We start from the raw sequence: 1727 nt of genomic DNA on the forward strand, positions 1-1727 counted from the left end.
CTGCGCATTGGCCAGCGCCTGCCGAATCACCCGACGCTGCGACGGACCATTCGGCGCCGTCAGACCATTACTGGCGCCGTCCTGGTTCACCGCCGAACCACGCACCACCGCCAACACCCGATGACCATTGCGCCGGGCATCCGACAACCGCTCCACCAGCAGCATGCCGACACCCTCACCCCACCCCGTACCGTCAGCGGCGTCAGCGAACGACTTGCAGCGGCCGTCACCGGACATGCCGCGCTGCCGGCTGAACTCGATGAAGGTCTCCGGCATCGCCATCACGGTGACGCCGCCGGCCAGCGCGAGTGTGCACTCCCCCGACCGCAGTGCCTGCGCGGCCAGGTGCACGGCCACCAGTGAGGAGGAGCAGGCGGTGTCCAGCGTCACCGCCGGCCCCTCCAGCCCGAGCGTGTAGGAGACCCGGCCCGACGCTATGGCTCCCGCGTTGTTGTTGTGCGCGTAGTCGTGGTACATCATCCCGGCGAAGACACCGGTAAGGCTGCCGCGCAGCGTGTGCGGATCGATGCCGGCGCTCTCCAGGGCCTCCCACGACGACTCCAGAAGCAGGCGCTGCTGCGGGTCCATCGCCAGCGCCTCATTGGGACTGATGCCGAAGAAATCCGCATCGAACTCGCCGGCGCCGTGCAGGAAACCTCCCTCGTTCACATAGCTGGTGTCGGGCCGGGCCCCTTCGGGATCGAAGAGCTTCTCCACGTCCCAGCCGCGGTCGGTCGGGAAGGGCGTCAGAGCGTCCGTACCATCGGTGACCAGCTGCCACAGTTCCTCGGGGGACGTCACGCCGCCGGGGAAACGGCAGGCCGTACCGATGATCGCGATGGGTTCCCGGATCGCCGCCGTGAGCTCCCGGTTACGCGTGCGCAGTCGCTCGGCGTCCTTCAACGAGGCACGGAGCGCGGCAACGAGCTTTTCGTCATAACTGGCCATGTGCGTGCTCACACTTCCTGGGTCGAGTCGCCGAGGTCCGCGCCGTCGAGGGCCATGCTGATCAGGCTTTCCGTGTCCATGGCGTCGATCGAATCCGTCTCCGCCGGTTCCTGCGCCTCAAGTCCCAGCTCGACGCCGCTGGTACCCGCAAGCTTCAGCAGGCTTTCCATCAGCCCAGCGTCGCGGAGGCGGGTGAAGGGGATGGCCTGGAGGATGTGGCGAACCCGCCGCTCCTCGGTGTCAGCCTCGTCGTCGGTACCTGTCGCCAGCTCGGCCGCGAGGTGCTCGGCGAGTGCGCGCGGGCTGGGGTGGTCGAAGATCAGTGTGGCCGACAGCCGCAATCCGGTCACCGTGTCCAGTACGTTCCGGAAGTCCACGGCGGAGAGCGAGTCGAAACCGAGGTCGCCGAACGCCCGCTCCGGCTCGATCGATGCTGGGCCCGCATGGCCGAGCGTGGCGGCCGTGTGCGTACGTACGACCTCCACCAGTGCGTCCGTCCTCTCGGCCGGGGACAGCGTGGCAAGACGGCTGCGGAGCGTCGCCGCGGCCTGTGCCGATGCGTTGTCCGCCGTCCGGCGGGTGATGCCGCGGGTGAGTCCGCGCAGTATCGGGGGTGTGGCGTCAGCGGGGGCCGAGCGCAGATCCAGCCGGATCGGCACCAGAGCCGGCTCACCCAGAGCATCCGCGGTGTCGAACAGGGCGAGGCCCTCCTCCGCGGACAGCGGCAGCACACCCCCCTGCGACATCCGCGACCGATCGGCACTGTCCAGCGCGCCCGC

Annotated in this window: 2 protein-coding genes; both read right to left on the reverse strand. The window is 69.0% G+C overall.

The window, feature by feature from the left end; genetic code table 11:
- A partial coding sequence (locus ACZ4NB_RS38690) for a beta-ketoacyl synthase N-terminal-like domain-containing protein (RefSeq protein WP_467667748.1) occupies nt 1-960 on the reverse strand: 960 nt, incomplete at its 3' end.
- On the reverse strand, nt 957-1727 hold a 771-nt coding region (locus ACZ4NB_RS38695), incomplete at its 5' end, for an acyl carrier protein (protein ID WP_467667749.1). The genes ACZ4NB_RS38690 and ACZ4NB_RS38695, both read right to left, overlap by 4 nt.

The sequence above is a fragment of the Streptomyces sp. NPDC026575 genome (assembly GCF_055567415.1).